The organism is Streptosporangium sp. NPDC000396 (assembly GCF_042898655.1).
Lineage (GTDB): Bacteria > Actinomycetota > Actinomycetes > Streptosporangiales > Streptosporangiaceae > Streptosporangium.
Genome location: NZ_JBIAZA010000090.1, coordinates 1 through 1,453 on the forward strand (window position 1 = coordinate 1; position 1,453 = coordinate 1,453).

Sequence of the window (1,453 nt, forward strand, 5' to 3'; positions counted from 1 at the left end):
TCATCCAGTCCATGATCGCCCATAGCCGAACCCTGCCAGACCAACTCCCTCTGCGCCCGGCGAAGCAGGGCGAACGTTGCCTGATGCGGCACTAGTGCATCGAAAACGTCCTGCCCGTGAGCCCATGTTTCCATCAGGCGAAGCGGCACCATGAGCGCTGCGGTCAACTGCGAGCCGTACCACGGAAACCCATGGTCCAGTGGAACGTCACGTAGCTCCGCCGCCAATTCGGTTCGACCAGCGCGCCATTGTTCCAGCAGTTCCGATCGCGGTTTGGCTGCTCCCGTGGCGGCGTCGAGATCAGCGTTTTGGCTGCCGGCGTAGGCTTGGACCAGTCGGCCTGCGCTGATACCAGGGCGTCAAGCTCTTCCCCTTCAGCCACCAAGTCAGGCAGAGCCCGATCGCGCTCTACACCGGACATGTCAAGGCCGTAGTTCAGCATCGGTGTCACCTTCACACATTGACGGCAACGGGCTTGTCCCGTTTGGACGGGTAAAGTTGATCTGGTTGGTCAGGCTATCTGAGGGTGATCTCGGCAAGCCGAACTGGTTCTGGCTCACGCGTCGCCGACACCGCCCCTGACAGGTTGGGAACCGTGGGCAGCCGGCCCTTTTTGTCTCATGCACTGGTCGAGCGGCATGAGCGGATGTTGTCGCCAGCACCGTTCGATCGGGCCGACATCGGTTGAACAGGGCGACTCAGGCGTCCTTCTCCCACGCCATCTGGACAGCACGTTTCGAAATCTCAAACGACTTGCCCGGTGCTTTCAACTCGTTCACGCGACTCCTCCCGGATTGCTCCGGTTGATCGGACAAACGGGTCACGAACGACCCGGCCCCTTCGCTCCAGCCCCATTACAGGGCCTTCACCGCTACTACGGGCCGGTCCGCCAGCACGTCCGGCAACGGGTACTCTGCCACCGACCTCAGGATGCCCCGAAGTACGGCTCTCCCCTGCTCCCCCACCATGATGGGCAGATGTCCGGACGCGCCTTCTCCTGTTCCACTCGAACGCCGCAGACCGGGCTCGCGCCACCTCCATGCCGGACACCGCCTGGCCAATAAGCGGACTCCCGCCAGGCTCATCCCGGAGTCGTATTCACTCCCCGGTTTCGATGTCATCTGTTCTGCTTTCGACACGTCATCAGTGGTTCACTCGCGTTCGCCTTCCCGGTCCCCACCTGACGCCTCGCGGGCGCCTTTTCCTCATCGCTCACCACGACGGTCTTCAGCCAACGCAGCATGAGGCGGTTTGAAGCCTCCCTCCGCAGGGCGACTCCGAAGGGCCAAGGCCTTCATCGTTCGAGCAGCATCGCTCCAGATCATTCGCCTACATCGAACTCTCCTTCACGTTCAGGACACTCTGGCGACCTCGCGTAATTCACTGTCGTGTATTCCGGTGGAGCGGGGCGGAAGGTGTCACGGTATGTAGTTGGTCGCCGATGGGTCGTGCG

The 1,453-nt window shown here is 62.0% G+C and carries 1 protein-coding gene; it reads right to left on the bottom strand.

Annotated elements, in window-relative coordinates; all coding sequences use genetic code 11:
* The coding region (locus ACFY2X_RS47320; RefSeq protein ID WP_389952055.1) for a maleylpyruvate isomerase N-terminal domain-containing protein at positions 1-350 on the bottom strand (350 nt) is incomplete at its 3' end.
* Between the last annotated feature and the right edge of the window lie 1,103 nt (positions 351-1,453).